At 41.9% G+C, this 2,278-nt stretch carries 1 protein-coding gene; it reads right to left on the bottom strand.

Annotated elements, in window-relative coordinates; all coding sequences use genetic code 11:
• Positions 1-2,007: tetratricopeptide repeat-containing serine protease family protein (locus RMO79_RS16815; protein WP_310484361.1), on the bottom strand; the 2,007-nt coding region annotated here is incomplete at its 3' end.
• Between the last annotated feature and the right edge of the window lie 271 nt (positions 2,008-2,278).

Genomic DNA, 2,278 nt, shown 5'->3' with positions numbered 1-2,278 from the left:
GATCGCGGCTGCATATTTGCCGCTAGTATTTAAGATGTCTGATTTCTCTAGCTGTAACAACTGGTCTTTCGGTTCCAGTTTAATTGCAATATCAATTGTTTTAATTGCATCATCATACTTACCTAAACGGGAAAAAATCCTACTTTGATATTTCCAGAAATAGTAATAACTGGTACGATTTTTATCGTCTGGAACTAAGGCGATCGCGCGATCGATCGAATTTTTTGCCAGAGCGAATTTTCTTAAAATCATTAGGGATAATGTCTTACCATAATTACCCTCTAATACTTCTCCTTTAACAATTGCTTTATCAAATGCGACTATTGCTTTGTCGAATTGTAGAGTTCGAGTGAGTTGATTGCCATAAGCTAACCAGCGTTTTCCATCAGCTTCTGCTTCGGGTTGCGAAATATTATTCATCGCCGCAACGACAGCTTTTCGATCGCGATCGTTTAATACGGTCGGATTATTTTGAGCGATTTTTAATAATCTAGGTTTGACTTGTAATTTGTCTAATAAACCTGTAAAAGATTGAATAGATATGCCCAAACTGCCACCTAATATGGCTTTATCTGTTGTTTCGGCTCGTCCATGAATGCCAATTACTCGCCCATCTGTATCGAAGACTGGGCCGCCACTCATCCCCCCATAGCTAATGTTGCCATAATACAGATCGTAGCCGTTAGAAAAAGATAAGTTATTTTGAGTAGTTAATTTTCCTGATTCTCGATCGAGAATAAATCCTGGATTGAGTTGCCATTGCCAGAGAGGGCTATTAATATTCTGCCGATCTGGAAATCCCCCCACAAAGACAAGTTCGTCATTATTCGGGTTGTGCTGGTTAAGTTGAGCTAAAGGATAGTTACTTTTGGTACTAAATTTAATTACTGCCAGATCCGTATTTTCGGCAACAACAGTACCAGTTAAACTATGCCGATCTTGGTCGTAGGTAACAATCTGTTGATTGGTAAATTTACGATTGGTTTTAGGATCTTGCACGACATGTTTGGCAGTTAAAACATAATAACTATCGCCCTCTTTAGCAATAATTACCCCCGAACCATTACCGCCACTATTTTCAATTCTTACTGTCTGTTTCCGAGCGGCATCATTTAGCTTTGCCATGTATCCTGTTAAGGTGGCTTGACGTTGAATTTTACCGACTTCTAATCCATTAAATTTGTAACCATACAGAATATCTGGCTTAACCTGCACGAGGAAGTTATAGACAGGTACGCCCCAGTTTGCAGTTCGATATTTAGCAGCGAGTTTAGCTAACGGTTTACTCCCATCGTTATAGGTATAATTAGGTAAAATCGGTGCCGCACCGATCGTATTTATCCCTAAAAATACTCCACCCGCATCGAAAATTGGCCCGCCACTCATCCCTTGACGCACGCCTTTTTCACCTTTGGCAATCTCGTAACCGATTTGGGTACCGTTATCGAAGGGAATATCTGAAAGTTGAGTAATCGCACCAGGGGAGATTCTCAGATCTTTGGAGTCAAATGGAAACCCGACACTGTAGATATTGCGATCGTTTACTTTGAGGATACCAGGGTTAGAGAGATTTGCTAATTGGTATTGCTTGGAACTGGTAAATTCTAGTAAAGCTAAATCGTACTTGCGATCGAATCCACCATCGATCTGTTTGGCGGTATACTTTTGTCCATCGGGTGCTTGAATCTCAAATTGGGCTGCGCGCCTCGTGACGTGGGCATTAGTGAGGACGAGGTAGGTATTACCCTTTTTAGCAATTAGGACACCTGAGCCGCCATTATTGGCGGAGGTGATGCGGACGGTGATGTCTTTGGCGATGCGATTTACTTTGGTGCTGGCTTGCTTTTCGGCTTCGTCGAGTTGCTGGAGTTCTGGATCGATCTTTTGGGCGATTTGGGTAGCAGGGTTTCTATTTGATGTACGATCTGATAATGTTGCTGCTTGCAGGGGCGATATTCCTGGCAATAAAAATAGGCTTGATAGAATAATTGGGGTAATATTTTTCATGTTTTGGCAATTTTTTAGTGGTTCAGTAGTCCTTTACCCCACCCCAGCCCTCCCCTTATAAAGCGGCTCGCAGCCGGGAGGGAACCTCCCGGATTATGCGAGACAAGACAGGGGAGGGAGCCGGATAAGCGGCAGGGCTGATTCATCCCCTTTGGGAATGAATTTGTCAATATCTAAAGCAATCGGTTTTTAGATGAATGTGGTTGTTTCTTAGTATGAAATTACCATTTATTCGATCGAAATTAATTGCTTTTAATCTTGACAACCTAAG

This window comes from Chamaesiphon sp. VAR_48_metabat_403 (genome assembly GCF_031422475.1).
Classification (GTDB): domain Bacteria; phylum Cyanobacteriota; class Cyanobacteriia; order Cyanobacteriales; family Chamaesiphonaceae; genus Chamaesiphon.
This window is presented reverse-complemented; position numbering and strand designations above follow the sequence as displayed.